Source organism: Microbacterium sediminis, from assembly GCF_004564075.1.
Taxonomy (GTDB): domain Bacteria; phylum Actinomycetota; class Actinomycetes; order Actinomycetales; family Microbacteriaceae; genus Microbacterium; species Microbacterium sediminis.
The window spans coordinates 22564-43053 of sequence record NZ_CP038257.1 but is presented as its reverse complement, the minus strand read 5'-3'; the positions used below and the strand labels follow the sequence as shown (position 1 = coordinate 43053).

At 68.5% G+C, this 20490-nt stretch carries 22 protein-coding genes; 14 read left to right on the top strand and 8 right to left on the bottom strand.

Features of this window, described 5'->3' with window-relative positions:
* Nucleotides 1-32: 32 nt before the first annotated feature.
* The 10 genes from E3O41_RS13535 (at nucleotide 33) to E3O41_RS13495 (ending at nucleotide 9607) form a co-directional block, all read left to right on the top strand.
* On the top strand, nucleotides 33-317 hold the full coding sequence (locus tag E3O41_RS13535; protein WP_135012776.1) for a hypothetical protein: 285 nt from the start codon (nucleotides 33-35) through the stop codon (nucleotides 315-317).
* Nucleotides 318-319: 2 nt separating this feature from the next.
* Nucleotides 320-2554 carry an FtsK/SpoIIIE domain-containing protein gene (locus tag E3O41_RS13530; protein ID WP_135012774.1) on the top strand — a complete coding sequence of 745 codons (2235 nt, stop codon included), beginning with the start codon at nucleotides 320-322 and terminating at the stop codon, nucleotides 2552-2554.
* Between the two features lie 75 nt (nucleotides 2555-2629).
* A complete protein-coding gene (locus E3O41_RS13525) occupies nucleotides 2630-2890 on the top strand; it encodes a hypothetical protein (RefSeq protein WP_244927289.1) in 261 nt (86 codons plus the stop codon).
* Between the two features lie 460 nt (nucleotides 2891-3350).
* Nucleotides 3351-4691 carry a hypothetical protein gene (locus tag E3O41_RS13520; RefSeq protein ID WP_135012772.1) on the top strand — a complete coding sequence of 447 codons (1341 nt, stop codon included), beginning with the start codon at nucleotides 3351-3353 and terminating at the stop codon, nucleotides 4689-4691.
* Between the two features lie 357 nt (nucleotides 4692-5048).
* Complete coding sequence (locus E3O41_RS13515; protein WP_135012770.1) at nucleotides 5049-6047, top strand: ParA family protein; 999 nt, start codon at nucleotides 5049-5051, stop codon at nucleotides 6045-6047.
* Nucleotides 6044-6490 carry a hypothetical protein gene (locus tag E3O41_RS14465; RefSeq protein WP_244927288.1) on the top strand — a complete coding sequence of 149 codons (447 nt, stop codon included), beginning with the start codon at nucleotides 6044-6046 and terminating at the stop codon, nucleotides 6488-6490. Before E3O41_RS13515 ends, E3O41_RS14465 begins: the two co-directional genes overlap by 4 nt.
* A gap of 658 nt (nucleotides 6491-7148) precedes the next feature.
* The gene (locus E3O41_RS13505; RefSeq protein WP_046746337.1) at nucleotides 7149-8384 is read left to right on the top strand and encodes an IS256 family transposase; all 1236 of its coding nucleotides are present in this window, start codon (nucleotides 7149-7151) and stop codon (nucleotides 8382-8384) included.
* Nucleotides 8385-8582: 198 nt separating this feature from the next.
* Complete coding sequence (locus tag E3O41_RS14190; RefSeq protein WP_162303977.1) at nucleotides 8583-8735, top strand: hypothetical protein; 153 nt, start codon at nucleotides 8583-8585, stop codon at nucleotides 8733-8735.
* Between the two features lie 97 nt (nucleotides 8736-8832).
* Complete coding sequence (locus tag E3O41_RS13500; protein WP_135012767.1) at nucleotides 8833-9159, top strand: hypothetical protein; 327 nt, start codon at nucleotides 8833-8835, stop codon at nucleotides 9157-9159.
* Nucleotides 9160-9388: 229 nt separating this feature from the next.
* Nucleotides 9389-9607 carry an antitoxin VbhA family protein gene (locus E3O41_RS13495; protein WP_244927287.1) on the top strand — a complete coding sequence of 73 codons (219 nt, stop codon included), beginning with the start codon at nucleotides 9389-9391 and terminating at the stop codon, nucleotides 9605-9607.
* 150 nt (nucleotides 9608-9757) lie between these two features.
* Here E3O41_RS13495 and E3O41_RS13490 read toward each other — a convergent pair whose 3' ends face one another.
* The 8 genes from E3O41_RS13490 to E3O41_RS13455 form a co-directional block, all read right to left on the bottom strand.
* On the bottom strand, nucleotides 9758-11152 hold the full coding sequence (locus E3O41_RS13490) for a hypothetical protein (RefSeq protein WP_135012763.1): 1395 nt from the start codon (nucleotides 11150-11152) through the stop codon (nucleotides 9758-9760).
* Nucleotides 11153-11155: 3 nt separating this feature from the next.
* Nucleotides 11156-11371: a hypothetical protein gene (locus E3O41_RS13485; protein WP_135012761.1), complete on the bottom strand. Its 216-nt coding sequence runs from the start codon at nucleotides 11369-11371 to the stop codon at nucleotides 11156-11158.
* Nucleotides 11372-11530: 159 nt separating this feature from the next.
* Nucleotides 11531-12517: a DNA polymerase gene (locus tag E3O41_RS13480; protein ID WP_135012759.1), complete on the bottom strand. Its 987-nt coding sequence runs from the start codon at nucleotides 12515-12517 to the stop codon at nucleotides 11531-11533.
* An 11-nt stretch (nucleotides 12518-12528) separates the two neighbouring features.
* Nucleotides 12529-12951 (bottom strand): hypothetical protein, encoded by a 423-nt coding sequence (locus E3O41_RS13475; RefSeq protein WP_135012758.1) that lies wholly within the window; start codon nucleotides 12949-12951, stop codon nucleotides 12529-12531.
* 246 nt (nucleotides 12952-13197) lie between these two features.
* The gene (locus E3O41_RS13470) at nucleotides 13198-13464 is read right to left on the bottom strand and encodes a hypothetical protein (protein WP_135012756.1); all 267 of its coding nucleotides are present in this window, start codon (nucleotides 13462-13464) and stop codon (nucleotides 13198-13200) included.
* A gap of 82 nt (nucleotides 13465-13546) precedes the next feature.
* Nucleotides 13547-14032, bottom strand: a complete 486-nt coding sequence (locus E3O41_RS13465; RefSeq protein WP_135012755.1) for a GntR family transcriptional regulator — start codon at nucleotides 14030-14032, stop codon at nucleotides 13547-13549.
* The gene (locus E3O41_RS13460; protein WP_135012753.1) at nucleotides 14029-14313 is read right to left on the bottom strand and encodes a hypothetical protein; all 285 of its coding nucleotides are present in this window, start codon (nucleotides 14311-14313) and stop codon (nucleotides 14029-14031) included. The genes E3O41_RS13465 and E3O41_RS13460 overlap by 4 nt, the downstream gene beginning before the upstream one ends.
* 64 nt (nucleotides 14314-14377) lie before the next feature.
* Entirely contained in the window at nucleotides 14378-15289 is a 912-nt protein-coding gene (locus tag E3O41_RS13455; RefSeq protein ID WP_244927286.1) for a DNA-processing protein DprA, read from the bottom strand.
* A 316-nt stretch (nucleotides 15290-15605) separates the two neighbouring features.
* Between E3O41_RS13455 and E3O41_RS13450 the strand changes: the two genes are divergently transcribed.
* From E3O41_RS13450 to E3O41_RS13435, 4 genes are all read left to right on the top strand, one after another.
* The gene (locus tag E3O41_RS13450; protein ID WP_204947467.1) at nucleotides 15606-16589 is read left to right on the top strand and encodes a bile acid:sodium symporter; all 984 of its coding nucleotides are present in this window, start codon (nucleotides 15606-15608) and stop codon (nucleotides 16587-16589) included.
* Nucleotides 16590-16596: 7 nt separating this feature from the next.
* Nucleotides 16597-16932, top strand: coding sequence for a Cd(II)/Pb(II)-sensing metalloregulatory transcriptional regulator CmtR (gene cmtR / locus E3O41_RS13445; RefSeq protein WP_067165134.1), 336 nt, complete (start codon nucleotides 16597-16599; stop codon nucleotides 16930-16932).
* A 115-nt stretch (nucleotides 16933-17047) separates the two neighbouring features.
* Nucleotides 17048-17978 (top strand): IS5 family transposase gene (locus E3O41_RS13440; protein ID WP_135012748.1). Its coding sequence is split into 2 segments (ribosomal slippage): nucleotides 17048-17422 and nucleotides 17424-17978, totalling 930 coding nucleotides; the frame shifts between segments, so codons are not numbered across the junction.
* A gap of 406 nt (nucleotides 17979-18384) precedes the next feature.
* Nucleotides 18385-20352, top strand: coding sequence for a heavy metal translocating P-type ATPase (locus E3O41_RS13435; RefSeq protein WP_045246906.1), 1968 nt, complete (start codon nucleotides 18385-18387; stop codon nucleotides 20350-20352).
* Nucleotides 20353-20490 lie beyond the last annotated feature (138 nt).

Sequence of the window (20490 nt, the reverse complement as noted above, 5' to 3'; positions counted from 1 at the left end):
CGAGTGAGACCCCGTCTCAGAAGGAGATCCTGATGAAGAGCAACGACCCCGACGACATCATCACGTTCTTCGTCGTCATCTTCCTGGCCGCCACCTTCGGTCCCGTGCTCGCCGGGAACCTGTTCCCGCAGGTGCGTGCCTTCCTCGTGGACTGGCACATCCTCGTCACCGACGGGGTGCTCGTGCCGGTGCTGGACGGGGCGGGACTGGACATCGGCCGCGTGCTGATCGCCGGCGGGGTCCTGGCGGTGCTCATCCTGCTGCTCGTCTGGGCTTTCCGGCTGCACCTGGCCCGGTCGCGGAAGGTCGAGGGCTGACCATGGCGCGTCCCCTGGTGGCCGAGGCCACCCTCCCGAAGATCAAGGCTCCCGTCGGGCCGGTGTGCGCGATCGCGGCCGCCACGACCATGGGCGCCGGATTCGGCATCGTCACCGACTCGTTCGGTCTCGCCGTCGCGGCCAGCAGCGCCGGCGCCGCGGCGATCGCGGGCACGATCACCCGGCATGTCGTGCGCCGGCGGCGGCAGGAGCTCGTGGACCTGTTCCTGCTGCGCATGGGCGGCATGCTCGGCTGGCAGGCACCGGAGCGCCAGCACGTGCTCGCCAAGCGCTGGCGGGGCGGGTTCGGGGCGATGATCGCGCGCGGCGTCGACAAGCTCGCCGGCGACCGCTCCCCCAGGCCCGTGCGAGTAGTCGCCGAGCGCTGGCAGGGCGGTGTGATCGGGTACCCGCAGCGCCTGGTGCTGCATTACAACCCAGTCGGCGACGAGTCCGTGCCCGAGATCATCGCCGAGGCACGACGGCTCTCCGAGCGCGCTTTCGGGGCCCCGTACCGCCTGTCCACGCACAAGCAGAAGGGGCGCCAGGGCCGCATCGTGCTCGCCCGCGCCGAGTCGGATTCCGACCGGTCCCGGGAGGCGCAGATCGAGCGCGTCAACACCGTCGTGGCCAAGACCTTCGGCGGCGATGCGAAGACAGCGGTGAAGCTGAACGACGCCGACCAGGTAGTCGAGATCACTGTGCGGTATGAGGTCACCCCACGGCTGAGCTCTTCCGCGCTGCGTGCCCGGATCGAGTCCTCCCTCTCCTCCGTCCTCGATGGCCGCTGGAGGGCGTTCTGGGACCTGCAGAACGACGTGGTGCGGTTCGAGGTGCGCCCCAGCCTCGCCGACGTCATCCCGAACCCGAACATCGCCCCGCCGGCCGAGGACGTCGATCCGCTCAAGACGTACGACAAGCTGCGTGTGCCGTTCGCGATGGACGAGGACGGCAACGTCATCACGTGGAAGCCCAAGGACGACCCGCACGGCCTGGTCACTGGCAAGACCGGCAAGGGCAAGACCGTGTGCCTGCTCGGCATCGTGCAGTTCCTCGCCGCCCACGGGTGGGAGATCTGGGGCATCGATGGCAAGCGCATCGAGCTGCTCGGCCTGCGTGAGTGGCCGAACGTCAAGCTCATCGCCGGACGCATCGACCACCAGGCACGCGTCGCCCACGAGATCTACACGCTCATGCAGAAGCGGTTCGAGGACTACGAGGCCGGCAAGGTGCGCCTCGAGGACTTCACCCCGGTGCTGTTCGTCGTCGACGAGTTCAAGACCTTCAAGAACGCCGTCACCCGCTGGTACCGCAGCGTCAAACCCAAGGGCCCCGGATCGCAGGCGCCTGTGCTCGAGGAGATCAGCGACTTCGTCTCGCTGGCCCGCAAGGTCCGCATGCACCTGATCATCGGCCTGCAGCGACCCGACGCCGAGTTCCTCACCGGCGACATGCGCGACAACTTCAACTTCCGCGTCAGCTTCGGACGCCTCTCCCCCGACGGCGCGAAGATGATGTGGGACAGCTTCTCCACCGGCGTCGCCATCCCCGTCAACGCCAAGGGCCGCGGCATCGCCTACAACCAGCACGGGGTCCCGGTTGAGATCCAGTCGTTCTGGACACCGGACCCGTACCAGACACAGCCCGACAGGCCCGAGACGTGGGTGTTCCCCGGGGACGACGAGCTCGTCGACAACATCCGCCCCAACGTGCGCCTGCACGAGCTCATGGCGATCGTCGACCCGGAGGATCTCGCCGACATCGACGAGACGGGCGATGCACTCAACTACAACGACTACATGGCCTCCCGGATCGTCCCGGCAGGCCGCGCCCCCGAGCTGATCCGCAAGGCCGCCGGCATCTTCGTCGACGGCCCTGCCTCGGCCGAGAACACGCAGCCATCAACCTCGCGAGTGGCCGTGCTCGAGCGGATCCAGCTGGAGGAAGAAGAGCCCGAGATCAGCGACGAGGAAGAGATGTTCGCCGGGTACTCCCCCGCCCGCGACGCCGTGATCGAGGAGCTCCTCGACGACAACGGCGACCTCGCACACGAGGGCGCGCTGCTACTCGTCGACGCCGACAACGACACCTGGGGACTGGTGGACTTCGCCGAACTCGATCTCGCCGACGAGGGCTACATCAGCATCAGCTACCGCGACTACGAGACCGGCGAACCCGGATCCCTCGACGTCCCCGCCGACGACACCATCTCCATCCGACTCCCCGAAGCAGCATGAGGTGCCGCAAGATTCTGCGCGGCGCGCCATGGAAGGTTCTGGCGACTGAGACTTATACGTGCTTGTATGTGTGTCATGTCCATTCCGACCGAACCGACGCCGCGCGAGAAGAAGCCTCGCCGCAAGATGGGGACGATCGTCGACCCCGTCCTGTCGAACTGGCGCATCGAGCGGGCCACTCGCGACCGGGTCAACACCCTCGCGAAGAGGGCGGACATGTCTGCCTCAGAGTTCGTAGACCTGATGGTCGCGAATCTGGAGCTCACCGACCAGGGCATCCCGAAGTGGTTGCCGGAACTGCCGCGCGACGGGGAGCTGCCTATCGACGTGCCGTAACGCAAGAGGCCCCCCGCCGAAGCGGAGGGCCTACACGCATTGGGTTCGGATCTTTCGAGTTTCGCCGCTCTGATCCGGGACTACTTCTTCAAGCGATCGACTGCCAGGTCACGTCGCTTGATGCTCTGCTCCGGGAGGTACCCGGGGCTTCGCCACACCCTCGGCCAAGAGGAGGTGCGTCCTCATCGTAGCGCAAACACATGCATGTGCACGAGATCAGCGCGCGAAATTTGCAAGCAGATTGCAAGCAGATTCGCCCGATCTCGTTCACTCCTACCTATCGGGTCTCCCCACCGTTCTGCCCGTTCAGGCGTCGGCCGTTCAGTCGCGCCCTGACGCCGTTGCGTCGGCGCCTGCAGGTGCTGACGGTCGTGTGGTGCGGGGCGGTTCCGCGCGTTGCCGGTCCTGGTCGCTGCCGGTCGAGGATGGCGCGTACGCGCAGCTGCCGGCGTGGTCGTCGATGAGCGCCTGGCTCGGGATCTGCGAGCGGGTGCTGCGCTCAGAGGCCGGCGAGAGGCTGCGCGCTGCGGCGAAGATCGCCGTCGACACGGTGCTGCGCGTCGCGCGGCACGATGCTGCGCATGCGGACCGGCGCACTGGGCGCGGGGTCTCCACCTCCCACGAGACGGTTGCGAAGGATCTGGGCATGTCCAAGCGGCATGTCGGCACCGCGCGGCGCCTGCTCGAGAAGCTCGGCCTTGCTGTGACGGTCGTGCGGGGGCGTGAGCTGTCCCCTGCCGAGCGTGCGGCGGCGCGCGAGGCGCACGGCAGCTACCAGACCTCTGCAGCGTCGGTACGGGCGCTGATCATGCCGGCGCCGGCTTCGCTGCCTGTGGATGATTTCCACCTACCCCGCAGGGGTTCAGTTCTTGAGGAATCTCCTGTTCCGAAGAACTCACCAAAGCGCGCGCAGGCGCGCTCGACGGCCGCTGCGCGGCCTCGATCGACGAAGAGAAGAGATTCCCGGCCCGACAGGGCCCCTCGCGCCCTCGAGCTGCAGCGTTTCGCGTGGCAGATCGCCAAGCATTTCGGCCTCCTGACCCCGGAACTGTCCCGAACGACACGGGATCCGCGGACCCTGGCCAGTTGGAGAAGCAGCGGATCCCTCGCGGGCGGCCGCCACATCGGCCAGCTGTGCCGGATCCTGGAGCTACACGAGATCACCCCTGCGCGCTACACCCTTGACACGCTCAGGGTCGAGCTGGATGCGGCGCTGCGTGAGCTGAACATCACACCCCTCGCAGGAGACGCCAAGCGCGACCGCATCGCGCATTTCGCGTGGACGCTTGCGCAGCTGGCACGGGTCCGTGGGGCTGCCACTCTTCTCGAATCGCGCAGGGCCGAGGAGGCGCAGCGCCAGCTCGCCAGGCGAGAAGCGCAGCGCCAGGCGGCCGAGCTCGCACGGAAACGGGAGCGGATGCTCGAGGAGTCCCGTGCCGCCGCCGCGGCCGCGCTCGCCCCGATCCGCCGCTCCCCCGCCCCCACGACCAGACTCACCGCGCGGGATCATGAACAGATCATCACCGCCGCCCTCGGGCCCGGGATCCTCCTGCACACCGCCAGCGAGCAGGCTCAGCTACTGGTCGGTCATCTCACGGACCTGCACCGCGCCCTGCGCGGCGCAGGCGGCTGGGAGTTGCACACAGAGGGATCCGTCCTCACCTGGTCGACGCCGGACGATCAGATCTCCGCGTCCGTCACAGGCCAGCACGTCCAGCTCACCGGCCCCACCAGCACGCCTCTGCCGGACGACGCCCAGAACGCCGTACACGCGCTCCAGACGTGCGCACCCCTCCCCTAGGCCTGACCGACCCAGAACGGCGCGTACAGGGCCGTTCCAGCGCTTCTACGGGGGCTTCCGGGCGGCTGGTGGTCGCCGAGTGAGGGACCCAAGCAGGGGGGATGGGCAACAACTCCGACAACTCTGGAAGTCTGCAACTTCCGAAGTTCCGGCAGGCGTCTGTAACTCTGGAAGTAACAGACTCTGGAAGTAACAGACTCTGGAAGTAACGAACTTGCAAAGTTCGTGAGTAACAGACTTACAAACTTCGCAAGTCTGTTACTCTCGGACTTACAGACTCCCGGAGTTCCTGTGCTACCGGAGTCTGGAACTTGCAGACTTACAGACTTGCGGACTTCTATCCGAAAGGGGATGGACATGGCAGTCACGGTGCCCACGATCGACCGGGAAGCGTTCAGCCGGGTGATCGCCGTCGAGAGCCTCAAGGGAGGCGTCGGGAAGACCACCATCGTCGCGAACGTCGGCGGCTACCTCGCCCTCTCCGGCGCGCGCGTTCTCCTGGTCGACCTCGACCCGCAGGGGAACCTCGAAGTCGACCTCGGCTACGTCGACGACGAGCGCAACGATGAGGGGGAGTCCCTCGCCAAGGCGCTGATGTTCGGCGGCGAGGTCGACGCGCTCACCAACGTCCGAGAGAACCTCGACGTGTGGGCCGGCGGGAGCGCCCTGCACAACGTCACCGCGGCGCTCAGCTCCAAGATGGGAAGCGACCCGCTCAACGCCAAGCTGGCGCTCGCCAGGATCCTCGCTCCCGTCGTCGACGACTACGACTTCATCTTCCTCGACTGCCCGCCCGGCGACGGCGTCCTCCAGCTCGCAGCCCTCGCGGCCGCCCGCTGGGTCCTCGTCCCCAGCCGGACCGGAGCCAAGGACATCGCCGGTGTGGTGAAGGTCGCCGAGCGGATCGACCAGGTCCTCGACGTCAACAAGACGATCGACCTCCTCGGCGTCGTCCTGTTCGCCGTCGGCACCGCCTCCGCCCGCAAGGACGGCACCGTGGTGATGAAGAACGCCGAGCGCGCCGCCCGGGACGACCTGGACCGGCTCTTCGGAGTCGGGGAAGAGGATGGCATCGGCCGGGACATCGTCTTCCGACAGGCCATCCGCCACAGCGAGGCCGTCGCCAGTCAGGCCGGCCGCGGAGGTCTCCTGGTGCACGAGCTCGACGAGCGCGCGAAGGAAGAGGCCAAGGCCGGCATCGCCTGGTGGAAGATCCGCAGCGGCGAGCTCAAGAACAAGCAGCTCACGAGCGCGACCGCAGGGTCCGTCGCCGACGACCTGCAGACGATCGCCCAGGAGATCAACGATCGCCTCCTCGAGGCGGAGAACGCGGTGCTGGAAGGAGCAAACGCATGAGCGAGACGACCACTCGAGGAATCGCGAACCTCGCAACCAAGCGCCGGCCCGACCCGAAGCGGATGCTGGCCCGGAACCGGCAGGACGACGAGGCGCCCAGCAGCGACACCCTCACCGCCGCAGAGCCGGCCCCGGCGCAGCCGTCGGCGCCGCAGCCGGTCGCGGCCGACAAGCCGAAGGCGACACGCGCCGAGCCGAGCAAGCCGCTCTACCTCCAGCTCGCGCGCAAGGAAGCCCGTCTGCGGGAGGACCAGCTCGAAGCGCTGTCCGTCCAGGCCAAGCGGCTACAGCGAGCCAAGGGCACCGCCGCAGGGGAGCGCATCACCGACAACACCCTCATCCGCGTCGCCGTCGACCTGCTCATCACGCGCTTCGACGACCTCGCCGGCGTAACCGAGGAAGAGCTGCGCAACAGCGTCATCCCGCCGCGCGGCACCCGCTGATACACGAACCGATACACGGATGGAGCACCCCGGAGACGGGGTGCTCCATCCGCGCGTGGGGCAGGTCAGCACGCCGGCGAGGCGCAGCGTGAGGGGAGCCCCGTCATCCGAGTCCCCGAGCAAGCGGTGACCGCCGGCGCCTGGCCTCGACTGCCGAGAGCGTCGGAACGCGTGGCCACCTGGCTAGGGGCACAGGAAGTCCGGGACTGACAGAGTGCCGGGCTTCGTGAGTCACAGAGTCGCAGAGCTCGGAACTCCGGCACTTCCAGAGTGTGAGGCTCATCCGGTGAAATCTGCATGCAGATTGCCAGCAGAAGCGATCGGCCGGAGTGACCAGAGATGGCGGGGAAGCGTGTATCGAACGAGACAACCTTGATAGGCCAAGCCTCCGCTCCCGCCCGCGCGATAACGCGCAGTTGAAGCTGCGGCTCAGCCTAGCAGGGTGGTCAAGGGGGCGGCGCGTGTTCTCACGCAACTTTCATGCATTTTTCGAGCCGCCAACCGCACATAGTTGGCCACCAGCCCAGGACTGTTGGCCTGGAGTCCCGCGGGGTGGTGGTCTTTCGGGCCCGCGGCGTCGTGACCGCGACGGGGTGAGCCATCGTGCGATGGTCAGTGAGAACGACCAAGAACTCACACAGAAAGACGACACCGCACGATGGCTCTTGACCAGTCTGCCCTCCTCGAGCTGCTCGGGGAACTGAAGCTCACCGGCACCACCGACCGCATCCGAGCCGCGACCGAGCGGCTCTACCAGGAGCTGATCGACGCGGAGACAGCCGCATTCATCGGCGCCGCCCCCTACGAGCGCACGAGCGAGCGCACGACTACCCGCAACGGTTCCCGGCCGCGGGTGCTGTCGACCACGGCTGGGGATCTGGAGTTGCGGATCCCGAAGTTGCGGCAGGGGTCGTTCTTCCCGTCGCTGCTGGAGCGGCGCCGCCGGGTCGACCAAGCCTTGTTCGCGGTCGTGATGGAGGCCTACCTCCACGGCGTCTCAACCCGGAAGGTCGATGACCTCGTCAAAGCGCTCGGCGCTGACACTGGCATCTCGAAGTCCGAGGTGTCCCGCATCTGCCAAGGGCTCGACGCCGAGGTCGCATCGTTCCGCGACCGCTCGCTGTCTGACATCGCCTACCCCTACGTGTTCCTCGACGCGACCTACTGCAAGGTCCGCATCGACCACCGTGTCGTGTCCCAGGCGGTCGTCGTCGCGATCGGCGTCGCCGCTGACGGGCGGCGGGTCGTGCTGGGCTTCGATGTCGGAGACAGCGAGACCGAGGAGTTCTGGAAGCAGTTCCTGCGCTCGTTGAAGACACGAGGTCTGGGCGGGGTGAAGCTGGTGATCTCCGACGCCCACGCCGGACTGAAGAAGGCCGCAGCGACCGTGTTGCAGGGCGCCGCCTGGCAGCGCTGCCGCGTCCACTTCATGCGCAACGTCCTGACCGCCCTCCCGAAGGGCCGGCAGGAGATGGTCGCCAGCGTGATCCGCACGATCTTCGCCCAACCCGACGCCGAGCACATCGATGCCCAGTTCGACGAAGTCGTGCGCATGATCGAGCGCGTCCACCCCAAGACCGCCGTGATGCTCACCGACGCCCGTGACGACATCCTCGCGTTCAAAGCGTTCCCCGCCCGGCATTGGCGACAGATCTGGTCCACGAACCCGCTGGAACGCCTCAATCGGGAGATCAAGCGCCGCACCGACGTCGTTGGCGTGTTCCCGAACAACGCCGCCCTGCTCCGCCTGGCCGGCTCCGTCCTCGTCGAGCAACACGACGAATGGGAAGCCGCCGACCGCCGCTACTTCTCCGAAGCCTCCATGACCGAGCTCACCGCGACCACCCCCACCATCGACGAGGCGGTGATACTCCCCGAGATCACCGCCGCCTAAACTAACGACAGCTGATCATCGCAACGAAGCGAAAGACCACCACTCAAACGGACGCGGCCACTGTTGGCCGCCGGAGACCCCGCCCACGACCCCGACGCGAGGGGCGTGGCAAGCTCAGAGCGGGAGGAAGCTCGGCACCCAGCGGGGTGCGCGGGGGAGGGGAGCGGGCGGTGGAGCTGGCGCGCAACGCCGAGAACGGTGAGGTCTACGACGCCGTCAGCTTCGACCGCAGACGACCTCGCCGGCGCCGCGTTCATCATCTGGGGACCGCTGCGACTGTCCGAGAGCAGCGGCAAGCTGCTCATCTTCGCCGACGACCTCGGTCTGCTCGACGTGCTCGTCCCCAAGTGACGCACGTAAGGACGGCGCACCCGGATCCCTTCGAACACATGTACTAAAGTCTTCTCGTCAGTCCGTCGGCCGGCGCGCGATATCGAGGAGTGTGCTCGTGGGCCAGAACCGCCGACACCCCCACAACGCTGGCCGCCTCGCTGAGCAGCGCGAACTGCGCGAGGCGCGCGCCCGCGGCCGACTGCACACGCTCACTCCCGAGCAGCTGGGCCAACGGGTCGTGTCGATCGTGCCCGACAGCATGCAGCTGTGGGGCCTCGCCTGGCTGCGGTTCGGGGACGTCGACGTGCGCGCGACTGTGCGCGTGCGGCGATGGACCGACGATGCCGTGGGCGTGGAGGTCGACGTCGACGGGGAGAAGCTGCGCTGCTGGGTCTGGCAGGGTGCCTGTCAGCGCATCGACGACCCGCGATCGGCCTGGTGATTCGGGGACGCCGACGTGCAGTCGGTCACGCGCGTCTGTCGCTGGACCGCGACCGCCGCGGGCGCCGATCTGGCGATCGACGCCCGGAACGGGTGCCTTGATCGCTTTCGGGTCGCGAGGTTGACTGACTGCGGAGGAACCATGAATCGAGAACCTGCACGACGCCGCCAAGCGCGCCACTGAGGCACTGCCGACCACCGAGACGCCGACCGCCGCCGGCCTCGACGTCGTGGCGCGCTGGCCTGAGCTGTTCGACGGGCTCGACGAGGTGCAGCGCAATGCGATCCGTCAGGCGTTCGCGGCGAACTGGCACGAGGGCTGGACCCCTAACCGCGAGGACGTCGCGGACCTTGCCGCGCAGACGCGCGGGGATATCACCGTCGATGAGTACTTCCGCCGGGCCGATGCCCGCGCCGGCCGCGCGGCCGGCGCTTCGTCGATCCGCTGACCCGTGGTCGGTGACGCCTGGGCGGATTACTTCTACCCGGACGCGCACGAGCACCGAGTCCCTCGACTTCGGAGACAGCGCCTGCCGCGTCCTCACGGCCGTGGCAACCAAACGTCGACAGCATCCCGGAGGGACACCACCAGTTCGGCATCAGATGAACGCTTCCGCGTTCGGGGGCAGCACGCACTTCTGCTGGGCGTAGGGACGCTCGACCTGCGGGATGTAGTCGACGTCGCCGCGGCGCTTGACCCGCACGCTGCCGTCGGCGCTACGGGTCTGCATGTGCGGGCCGGCGTTCGTCCAAGCGTTCTGCGCTCGGGTCTCGTTCCACAGTGCGAGTCGAGCTTCACTCGGCAAGCTTGAACGGTGCGTCCACCAGGCGCGCTTCTCCCCATACGGGCCGAACTGGTGGCCCTCGGAGTGAGCGATCGCGTCGTGGACCGCGCGGAAGACATCGTTGGCGACCATCCGGCGTCGGGACCCATCCGGCATGGTGACCGTGACCGGCTTGGCCATCGGGTGATCCGGGGGTAGTGCGCCTTCGCTGTCCTGAGACACCTCGGTGCGGAAGTAGTAGAGCCGCTTGTGATCGCGCAGGTCGCTGAGCATCTCAGCGCTGTTCGGGTACGGCTGCTCGGTCTCGCCGTGCCATGGCTCGAACCGGTATCCGGCTGCCGTGAGCATGTCCCACTGCTGGGCGACGTGCTGACGGAAGACTCGGTAGGAGCGCTGGATCTTCGGGTGGTCGGGCTGGTGCTCGCCCTGCTCATAGACGCGCGCCGCGGCGATGTCGTCGGCCGAGGTGAGATGCGGGATCCGCTGCCTGGGTGGGATGCCGTGCTGGTCGCAGTAGTTCTGTCGCAGCATCTGGATCGCCTTGATGGGGGTGTGTGCGAGGTGACTGTCGTCCTTCTCGACGAACTCGATGTGCGCCCGATCGACGTCGACGCCGCCGTACCGAGCAGCGAGCACTCGCTGCGCCTCGGCCGGCAGCGGCGCGCCGGGGGAGGCGATCTCGAGACGGCCATCGGTCACACGCCCGCCGTCGAGACCAGCCTGTCGCAGGGTCCTTAGAACGGCCGACGTGGGGGCGTCTCCTACGGCGACGCTGTACACGCGGCCGTCCGCGCTCTCGTCGTAGTAGCCGACCATGACGCTGTCCTGGTCGTACCTGCCGGCGATCTCGGCTGCCCACGCCTTGACGTCGTCGAAGTTCTCGGCGCGAACCTCGTAGGCGCCCGCCGGTTCCGTGTCGCCCTGCCAGAGCCCGTCGGCGGGCGCCTCGTGGACGAGCTCGAGGTTGTGCCGTTCAGCAGCTGCGTGGATCGTCTCGTCGAACTCGGCCCATTCATCGGTGTCGTAGTAGCTGGGCCGCGAGCTCAACCGCATCAGCTCGGCCGACTCCGGACGATACGGCGTGACGCCGATGAACGTGCGGATCCCGTCGGCCGCGGCCGCGGCGCGCGCCTGCGCGCGGGAGAGTCTGCGGCCCTCGGGGGAGCAGCGGGGACAGCGCCGCCCGCCCTGCTCGAGCGACCGGCACACCGATCACTCACCCGCCTTTGGCTGAGGGCCGCGGAAGAACGCGAAGCCCGTCTCCTTCGGGTGGCTCGCCGGCGTCGCGGCCGGGTCGTCGACGCGGGGGCTGTCGCTGCGCAGGGTCAGGCCAAGCAGCTCGGCGAAGTCCTCCTCGCTGAGCGCCCGAACGGCCTCCGCGTCGTCGACGTCGATCTGCCGGCCGCCGACGGTGTACTTGGTGCCCATCTGATTCACCTCCTCTCGGTGCTTTCCTCGGTTGTGCGCTTGGCCTGCTGTCGGTTCATCTGTCGTCCTCTGCATCCGCCTCGCCGACGGCGAGGCCCCTTCACCTACAAGGGGTGGAGGGGATGCGGGTCTGGCGACAAAGAGGGACCCACGACTTCGTTACTTCGGCGCCGCCGGCATTTCTTCCGTGGCGTCGACGTCGACGCCACGGAACCGCAGCACCAGGCGCAGGAACTCGTTGGGATGGCGCTCATGCAGCTTCACCAGCTCGCTCGTGCTGACCGATGGGCCCCGCGAGGTCGCCGTCGTCGCCGGCAACTGCATGTCGCCGAACAACGCCTCGCGCAGCTGCCGCGGTGACGCCAGGTTGATCTCCCGGCCGAGCAACGCGATCGCCTTCTGCGCAGCCTCGCGCTCCGCATCGCCGAGCGTCGCAGCCCGCACGCGGCCGCGGCTGCTCGAGCCACCCTGCAGCCGGCGCTCGCAGTATGCCTCCGCGTTCGCCTGGCGCCAGCGCGGGAACCTGTCCCCGGACGGCGTCACCGGTGCCGGGAAACTCTCATCACGCGACGCGAGCAGGTGCACCGCGTGCTCGCTCACCAGGAGCCGTGCGGCGAAGTAGTCGTATCCGACCAGATCCTCCTGCCCCTCCCACACCGGGGCGGGCTCGCGCTTCTGGCGTCGGGGCGCGCCGCCACGGTAGAGCCGCCGCCTCGCGAGCCACCTCTCGATGAACTCGTCGGCCGCGGCCTTGGGGAACCGCACGCCGTCGCGGTGGCCAGGTGGCGTGCGCGGATCCGGATCAGGGAACCCGGTGAAGCGCCCTTCGTACACGCCCGTGCGCACGCTCGAAGGCAGGATGTTCAGCCGCTCGGCGAAGTAGTCGTACCCCACCAGGCCGTTCTCGTCGACCAGCGGAGCAGACGCGTCGACCGGGCGCCGCGGCGCCCCCTGATGCTTCCCTCGCCGCTTGAGCCAAGCAGCGATGAACTCATCGGCAGCATCCTGAGCGAACTGAACCGGCCGCTGCCCAGGAGGCGTCACCGGATCCGGGAAATTGCACTCCTTGAACCGCTTCGTGTAGCGACCGTGGCGCACGCTCGCCGGCAGCATGTCCATCCGCTCGGCGAAGTAGTCGTACCCCACTAGCGCCGGGCTCACGACAGTCCCTCCGCGGCGAGCGCGACGAGGGTCAGCTCGGGGCGGTGCCAGATGTGCTGGGTGTGCGCGAGGTCGTGTGCGGTGAGGATCCCAGTCTCGGTGTCGCGTCGGCCGAGGCGGGTGCGGATCGCGGCGCCGAGGGTGCTGCAGAACGCTTGTGCTTCGGGGTTGTCGTGCGTGAGGTTCTCGATGAGGTGGAGGCGGGATCGCTCGAGCTGAGCGACCAGGGTGTCGTTCCAGCTCGTGGTGAGCAGCTCTGCGACGGGCTGCCAGGTGTAGTTGATCGGGGTGGCGGTCGCGTCGGCGAGGAGCTGGCCGAGTCGGTCGGCGTGCTCGAGCTGGTGGGCGGGAGCGCGCTGGGGGAGGCTTCGGTACGCGGCGGTGACCAACAGGTCGATCGTGTCGCGGTGGACAGGCATGGTGTCTCCTTCCGTAGTTGTGAATCTGACAGTTTCAGCGTATCGGGATCTCGATGGTGGATCAACGCGCTTGGGGGTATGAGAGAGGCACCCGGCTGGAGCCTGTTGAAAACTGTCAGATCCACAACGGGGCATGACCACTCGAAAGGAGTGCTCGACAGCCGGGTGCCTTCTTCGAACCCTACCGCCAGGTGACGGCGTGTGCCTGCCTGATGCGGCGAGCGCGATCGCGTCGGGGTGGGGTTGTCAGGAGGAGCTGCGGGGGTCCCACAGGATGGTGGCTGGCAGCTGCAGGGCCGTCCAGGGGGAGAAGGGGCGATCGTCGCCGAGGACGACGCCGTGGTCGGTGTCGAATCGGCAGGCGATGGTGCCGGTGTCGGATCGGACGACTGTTCCTGCGGGGAGTGCGTCGAGGTCGTCGGTTGTGGTGATGGTGGGGTGTGCTGCGGCGAGCGCGGCCGCGGTGGCGCGTCGGGCGAGGCTGTCGCGGATCTCGGGGAGCTGTGCGTTCATCTGTTCGCCGGTGACGTTGGTGGCGAGCAGGATTGGAGTCGGACGTCGCCGTCGATGGCGGCCGCCGCGGCGGCGGTGGCGGTCATGGGGTCTCCGGGGGTTTGTGGTCGACGCGGATGTCGATCGTGACGGTCTGGTTGGGGCCGATGCTGTCGAGGGCTGCCTCGAGGTGGGAGCTGAGGAGGTTGGCGGCGACGGGTGGCTGCCAGTCGCTGTCGGTCACCTCGGCGTCGATGTACCGGTGGCGCGGGTTGTCGGGGCGTCGGGTGCGGATGCGGATGGTGCCGGCAAGGGGGACGGCGCCGGGGTAGGTGGCGACGAACACGCCGATGCCGTGGTCGGTGCGGAGCAGGCCCTCGAGCCGCAGGACCCGGATGCCTTCGCGCACGGTCATGCGTGAGACGCCGAATCGGTCGACGAGCACAGGTTCGACGGGCAGTTGCGTCCCGGGCGTGACGTGGCGCTCGAGGATGAGGCGACGCAGCTGGTCGGCGATCTGCGTGTAGGCGGGTCTCCGGTCGTCTTTGTCGACCGCGGCGAGCGCGTCGGTGGGGAAGTCGGTGATCATCGGCTGATCTCCTTCTGTTCCTCTCCGGCGTCTTCCTGGACGCGGGTGGCGGTAGCGGTCTGGCGGGGTAGCTCCTCGGCGCAGTCGGTGCGCATCGCGCCGCGGCGGGTGGCGATCGCGTCGTCGTCCTCCGCGATCGCGCGGCCGCAGCCGATGCATTCGGGGGTGCGCCAGGTGCCGTCGGCGGCGATGTCGGGTCGTCCGGCGTCTTCCCATGCGCTGACGTCGGCCCAGTCCCATGCCGGTACGTCGGTGGGGTACTGGCTTCGCTTGGTGGTCATCGGGATCTCCTCAAGGGGGACGGTATCGGGAGGGAGGGCACCGCGGGGGTGCCCTCCCTGGGGGTCAGGCCGGTACGCCGACGCCGAGCAGGTCGGCGATGTGCGAGGGGCAGGTGATCGGGGTGGCGCCGAACTCCCGCAGGAGCCGGTGGCATCCCTCGGAGGACGCGCTCGTGACCGGTCCGGGGACCGCGCCGAGCGGGCGGCCGAGCGCCTTGGCGTGACCGGCGGTGTTCAGCGACCCGGACCGGCTGCCGGCCTCGACGATGACCACCGCGTCTGCGGCCGCGGCGAGGAGACGGTTGCGCTGCAGGAACCGCCACTTCGTGGGGGTGCCACCAGGGGCGACCTCGCTGACGACCGCGCCGTCCTCCGCGATCCGCGAGAACAGGTGAGCGTGCCCGGCCGGGTACACCCGATCGACGCCACCGGCCACGAATGCCACCGTCGGCAGACCTGCGGCGAGCGCGGCGCGGTGGGCGGCTGCGTCGACGCCGTATGCGCCTCCGGCGAGGACGGTGATGCCGTGGGGCTGGAGGGCGGTGACGAACCTGGCGGCGATGTCCTCGCCGTAGGGGGTTGCGGCGCGCGCTCCGGTGGTGGTCAGTTTCGGGCCGGGGTTGGTGAGCGCCTGGGCGTTGCCGCGGACGTAGAGGACGTGCGGGGCGTGGATGCCGAGGTCGGTCAGGCCGGGCACCTCGGTCGGGTCCAGCAGGGTGACACCTGCGCGGTCGACCGCGGCGAGGTTGGCGTCGAGGGCTCCCGCGTGCAGGCGCGCCTGCCAGCGCTTGAGCGACTCGCGCGCGGTGGCGGGGTCGACGTCGGCCGCGGCGAGCGCGGATCCGATCGTGCCGTTGGTGAGTGCCTCGAGCGCGCGGGTGTGGCCGAGTGTGGTGGTCAGTGCTCCGGCGGCGGCGTCGCCGGGTTCGGTGAGCACGCTCCAGGCGGCGCGTGCGGTGAGGTCTGAGGTGGTCATGGTGTCTCCTTTGAGAGGGCCAACTAGGTGTGAATCTGACAGTGATAAGAGTAGCAGGGGCCACCGACATTGGGAACCCTCATCGGTGTAGGTTCTCGGCGAAGATGGCGGATTCTTAGATGAAGTGGCGGACAAGTGGCGGATCCGAAAGATTGGTGAGAACGATGCGTGTAAGTGCCGTGTCGGTTCCTATCCGAAATGACAGATTCCGCGGGTAGTTGGCATGCACCTAGCAGTCCTGCCATTGGCTGGGGGTGAAGGGTTACTCGCTCACTCGATTAGGGGCGAACCGGCTACATTCGACAGGCTTGTGCTCGTGTGCACAGCTGTGGAGTGGTGGGAGCGGCATCAGGTAGTGCTCTACCTCGCAGCGATCGCCGTGGGTGCGGTGGTCGGTCTACTCGTGCCGGCGGTGGCGGATCCGCTCGAGTCGGCGATCAATCCCGTGCTCGGGTTGTTGCTGTACGCGACGTTCCTGGGGGTGCCGTTCACGGCGATCGGCCGGGCCTTCACGGATTGGCGGTTCCTGGGCGTCGTGCTCGTCCTGAACTTCGTCGTCGTGCCGGTGGTCGTGTTCGGGTTGAGTCGCGCCGTGGCGGCTGATCAGGCGGTGCTCGTTGGGGTGTTGTTCGTGCTGCTGACGCCGTGTGTGGATTACGTGATTGTGTTCACTGGCCTGGCTGGCGGTGCACGTGCGCGGCTGCTTGCTGCCACGCCCCTGCTGATGCTTCTGCAGATCGTGTTGCTGCCGGTGTACCTGTGGCTGATGGCCGGCGCCGAGGTGGTGGGTGCGTTCGACCCGCATCCGTTCGTGGAGGCATTTCTGTTGTTGATCGTGCTGCCGCTCGTTCTCGCCGCCGCCACGCAGCTGCTGGCGAAACGGTTCCGTGCCGGCCGCGCGATCGAGGGCGTGGTGCTGGCGGCAATGGTGCCGCTGATGATGCTGACTCTCGCCGTGGTGATCGGCTCGCAGGTCTTCGGCGTGAGCAGCGCTCTCGGCCAGCTGCTAATCGCGGTTCCCGTGTTCGTCGTGTTCGTCCTAATCGTGGCACCACTCGGTGCGCTCCTCGGGAGCGCGGCACGCTTGGATGTTCCCAGCCGCCGGGCGGCCACGTTCAGCGGGGTCACCCGCAACTCGCTGGTCGTGCTCCCGCTCGCTCTCGCGCTGCCGGCATCTTTCGCTCTGACGCCGTTGGTTGTAGTGACTCAGACCTTGGTGGAGCTCGTCGCAATGGTGGTCATGGTCGCCGGGGTACCGCGACTCATCCGCCCTCGCATTAGTACAGCGGAGAATGTATAGTCAGCCTGTGCTGACTCTTACTTCTCGCCTCGATGTGATGAACCGGCTGGGTCGGGCGATGGCCGACCCGACCCGTTCCCGGATCCTCCTCACACTGCTGGACGCTCCCGGCTACCCGGCTGAGCTGGCACGAGATCTCGAGCTGACCCGCACGAACGTCTCGAATCATCTGACGTGCCTGCGGGGCTGCGGGTTGATCGTCGCCACACCGGAAGGTCGGCGCACCCGGTATGAGATCGCCGACCCGCATCTGACCCAGGGGTTGCGACAGCTGCTCGAGGCGGTCGTCGCCGTCGACGAGGGCGCCCCGTGCATGGACGATCAGTGCGAGTGCTGCGCATGAGCCTCATCGACCGTGACCTGCTGCCGGTGGCCTGCACGCTGACGCCCGGCGCTGGTGCTGCACAGCTAGGGCGTGTCTCCCATATGCATCGTGAGGTTCGCGGCAGTCTGGTGGGGTGAGGTCGACGGGTTCTCGATATCGGGTGTTCACGGATGCGCAGTGGAAGCGGATCGCTCCGCTGTTGCCGTCCAATGCCGGGCGGCGTGGTCACCCGTTCGGTGACGACCGGCGGGTTGTGGAGGGCATCGCGTACCGGTTCCGCACCGGGATCCCGTGGCGTGACTTGCCCCGCGAGCAGTTCGGCCCGTGGCAGACGGTGTGGAAGCGGCATCGCCGTTACGCCGGTGACGGGACGTGGGATCGGGTGCTGGCGCAGATGCTCGCCGAGGCCGACGCGGCCGGGAAGATCGACTGGGCGGTGTCGATCGATGCGACGATCGCGCGTGCGCATCAGCATGCGACGAACACCACCCGCCCCGAGCAGGACACAGGGGGCAGGATCGAATCACAAGAATCTGCCCTGGCACGAGATTGAACCGCCCGGTCACGGTATCGGCCGCTCCCGCGGCGGTCTGACCACGAAGATCCACCAGGCCGTCGATGGGCACGGCCGCCCGCTCGCGATGATCGTGACCGGCGGGCAGCGCAACGACGGAGCGATGCTCATCCACGTGCTCGGCGAGATCCAGGTTCCCCGGCTTGGCCCGGGTCGCCCACGAACCCGACCCGACGCCGTGATCGCCGACCGTGCCTACGCGACCGGAGTCATCCGCAGCGAGCTGCGCCGCCGCAAGGTCAAGGCCGTCATTCCCGACAAGCGCGACCAGATCATCGCACGAAAACGGCGCGGGAGTCGCGGCGGTCGCCCGCCCGGGTTCGACGCCACCGCCTACCGCGGTCGCAACGTGATCGAGCGATTCTTCGCACTCGCGAAGCAGTGGCGCGGCATCGCGACCCGCTTCGACAAACTCGCCATCACGTACCGCGCCGGCGTCACCCTCTGCGCCATCCTCACCTGGGTCCGACTATTGGGAGACACGACCTAGCCGCGTGGCAGGAATTCAACGACGACTACCTCCTCGACATCGACAGGACGGCCGCCCAGATCACCGTCCACTACCCAAAGATCGACGACGCGACCGCCCGGCTGACGGAGCTGGTCCGCACCGAGCAGTCCTGCTGCGCGTTCGCGACTTGGGCGATCGACACGACCCACCCCGACCTGCGCCTTTCCGTTACCGGCACCGATGACGCACTGGCCGCGCTCACGTTCCTAGAGCAGACGCCCGCCCCCGCAACGAAGGAGAGCGTGCAGTGAGCGAAGAGTGTTGCGGCCCCAACGAGCCGCGCAAGCCCGGTACGGTCCGGCGCATCGAACTGTCCCGGCCGCTCTCGACCGGTGACGCCTGCTGCGCCGCGGAACCCTCCTCCAAGACCGCGGCGCCAAGCGCGGTGCACGATGCGGGCGATGCCTGCTGCGGCCCCGACCTCGCCACCACCCCCACCGAGGCGGACGAGGAGCCGGAGGTCCGCCCGCCCTGGTGGCGCGACTTCGCGTTGCTTCCCTCCGCGCTGTCCGGGCTGTTCCTCCTCGCCGGATACACGTTCGAGTGGACTGGTCTGCACATCCCGGCGCTGGTGCTGCAGTGGGCGGCGCTGCTCGCCGGCGCCTACACCTTCGTCCCCGGCGCGATCCGCCGCCTCATCCGCGGTCGCCTCGGGGTCGGGCTGCTGATGACCATCGCCGCGATCGGCGCGGTCCTGCTCGGCCACGTTGGCGAGGCCGCGACCCTGGCGTTCCTGTTCTCCCTGGCCGAGGCGCTTGAAGACCGGGCGATGGACCGCGCCAAGGAAGGCTTGCGCGCCCTTCTGTCCCTCATCCCCGACACTGTCCGCGTCTCCCGCCTAACCAGCGACGTCACGATCCCCGCCGCGGACGTGCGTGAGCTGGACATCCTCGTCATCGGTGCCGGCGATCGCATCGCCACAGACGGCGTGGTCGTGGAGGGTAGGTCGAGCCTGGACACGTCGGCGATCACGGGCGAGTCGATCCCGGTCGAGGTCGGCCCCGGCGATCCGGTCGCCGCCGGTTCGGTCAACGGGGCGGCGACGTTGCGGATCGAGGCAACTGCGGACGGCCGCGACAACTCCCTCACCCAGATCGTCGCCCTCGTGGAGCAGGCCCACGCCCGCAAGGGCAACCGGGCACGCCTCGCCGACCGGATCGCGAAGCCGCTCGTTCCCGTCGTCCTGATCGCCGCTGCCGTGGTCGCCCTGTTCGGGCTGCTGGTCGGCGACCCGTGGACCTGGATCGAACGCGCCCTCGTCGTCCTGGTTGCGGCATCCCCGTGCGCGCTGGCCATCGCGGTGCCCGTGACGGTGATCAGCGCGATCGGAGCGGCGTCAAAGTTCGGCGTCGTCATCAAGTCAGGTGAAGCGTTCGAGCAGCTCGGCACGATCCGCGCCGTCGCCCTCGACAAGACCGGCACCCTCACCCGCAACGAGCCCACCGTCGTCGACGTCCAGCCCGCACCCGGTATCACCCGCGACGACCTGCTCGCCTGGGCCGCCGCCGTGGAGGCCACCAGCACCCACCCCCTCGCCGCGGCCATCATCGCGGCCGCACCCGTCGCCAGCCCCGCAACGGAGGTGGTCGAGGAGGCCGGGCATGGCATCACCGGGACCGTCGACGGCCGGGCGATCCGGGTCGGCAATGTCCGCTGGCTCCATCCCGCCGGCCAGCAGTTGAACGCGGAGGCGATTGCCGCGCAGGGCATGACCGTCGTCGTGGTCGAGGCGGACGGGCAGATCGCCGGCCTGATCGGCGTGCGGGACGAGCTGCGCCCGGAGTCGGCCGAGACGGTCCGGATGCTGCAGTCGCAGGGCATTGAGACCATCATGCTCACCGGCGACAACACCCGCACCGCCCACGCCATCGCCGCCGAGGCGGGCGTAACCGACGTTCGCGCCGAGCAGCTGCCCGCCGACAAGGCCGCCGCGATTGAGGCGCTCGTCACGCAGCAACCGACCGCGATGGTCGGCGACGGCATCAACGACGCCCCGGCACTGGCGACGGCGACGGTCGGGATCGCGATGGGTGTGAAAGGCTCCGCGGCGGCGATCGAGTCCGCCGACGTCGCCTTCATCGGCCACGACCTCCGCCTCATCCCCGGCGCCCTCGCCCACGCCCGCCGCGGCCGACGCATCATGACCGCCAACATCGGTCTGGCTCTGGCGATCATCGTCGCGCTGTTCCCGCTCGCCCTGTTCGGCATCCTCGGGCTCGCCGGCGTCGTGCTGGTGCATGAGATCGCCGAGGTCGTCGTCATCCTCAATGGCGTCCGCGCCGCCCGTCGCCCCGCTGCGCTACGGCAACTCGCCACGGTGCCCGCTCGCCAGCCCGAACCCGCCCACGCCTGACCACCGACCCCTCGCCCCGCGGTGGCAGAACACCGCCCGACTTGGAACCGGCCCTTGTGAAGACCCCCATCAAAGCCACCTTCGCCACCGTTGCCGTCGTCATCGTCCTGGTTGACCGGCTAGCCGCGCCGGACCCGG

Coding starts and splice junctions, on each gene's coding strand:
- E3O41_RS13535 (WP_135012776.1), top strand. CDS start 33: ATGAAGAGCAACGACCCCGACGACATCATCACGTTCTTCGTCGTCATC.
- E3O41_RS13530 (WP_135012774.1), top strand. CDS start 320: ATGGCGCGTCCCCTGGTGGCCGAGGCCACCCTCCCGAAGATCAAGGCT.
- E3O41_RS13525 (WP_244927289.1), top strand. CDS start 2,630: ATGTCCATTCCGACCGAACCGACGCCGCGCGAGAAGAAGCCTCGCCGC.
- E3O41_RS13520 (WP_135012772.1), top strand. CDS start 3,351: ATGAGCGCCTGGCTCGGGATCTGCGAGCGGGTGCTGCGCTCAGAGGCC.
- E3O41_RS13515 (WP_135012770.1), top strand. CDS start 5,049: ATGGCAGTCACGGTGCCCACGATCGACCGGGAAGCGTTCAGCCGGGTG.
- E3O41_RS14465 (WP_244927288.1), top strand. CDS start 6,044: ATGAGCGAGACGACCACTCGAGGAATCGCGAACCTCGCAACCAAGCGC.
- E3O41_RS13505 (WP_046746337.1), top strand. CDS start 7,149: ATGGCTCTTGACCAGTCTGCCCTCCTCGAGCTGCTCGGGGAACTGAAG.
- E3O41_RS13485 (WP_135012761.1), bottom strand. CDS start 11,371: ATGGGCACCAAGTACACCGTCGGCGGCCGGCAGATCGACGTCGACGAC.
- E3O41_RS13475 (WP_135012758.1), bottom strand. CDS start 12,951: ATGCCTGTCCACCGCGACACGATCGACCTGTTGGTCACCGCCGCGTAC.
- E3O41_RS13470 (WP_135012756.1), bottom strand. CDS start 13,464: ATGAACGCACAGCTCCCCGAGATCCGCGACAGCCTCGCCCGACGCGCC.
- E3O41_RS13465 (WP_135012755.1), bottom strand. CDS start 14,032: ATGATCACCGACTTCCCCACCGACGCGCTCGCCGCGGTCGACAAAGAC.
- E3O41_RS13460 (WP_135012753.1), bottom strand. CDS start 14,313: ATGACCACCAAGCGAAGCCAGTACCCCACCGACGTACCGGCATGGGAC.
- E3O41_RS13455 (WP_244927286.1), bottom strand. CDS start 15,289: ATGACCACCTCAGACCTCACCGCACGCGCCGCCTGGAGCGTGCTCACC.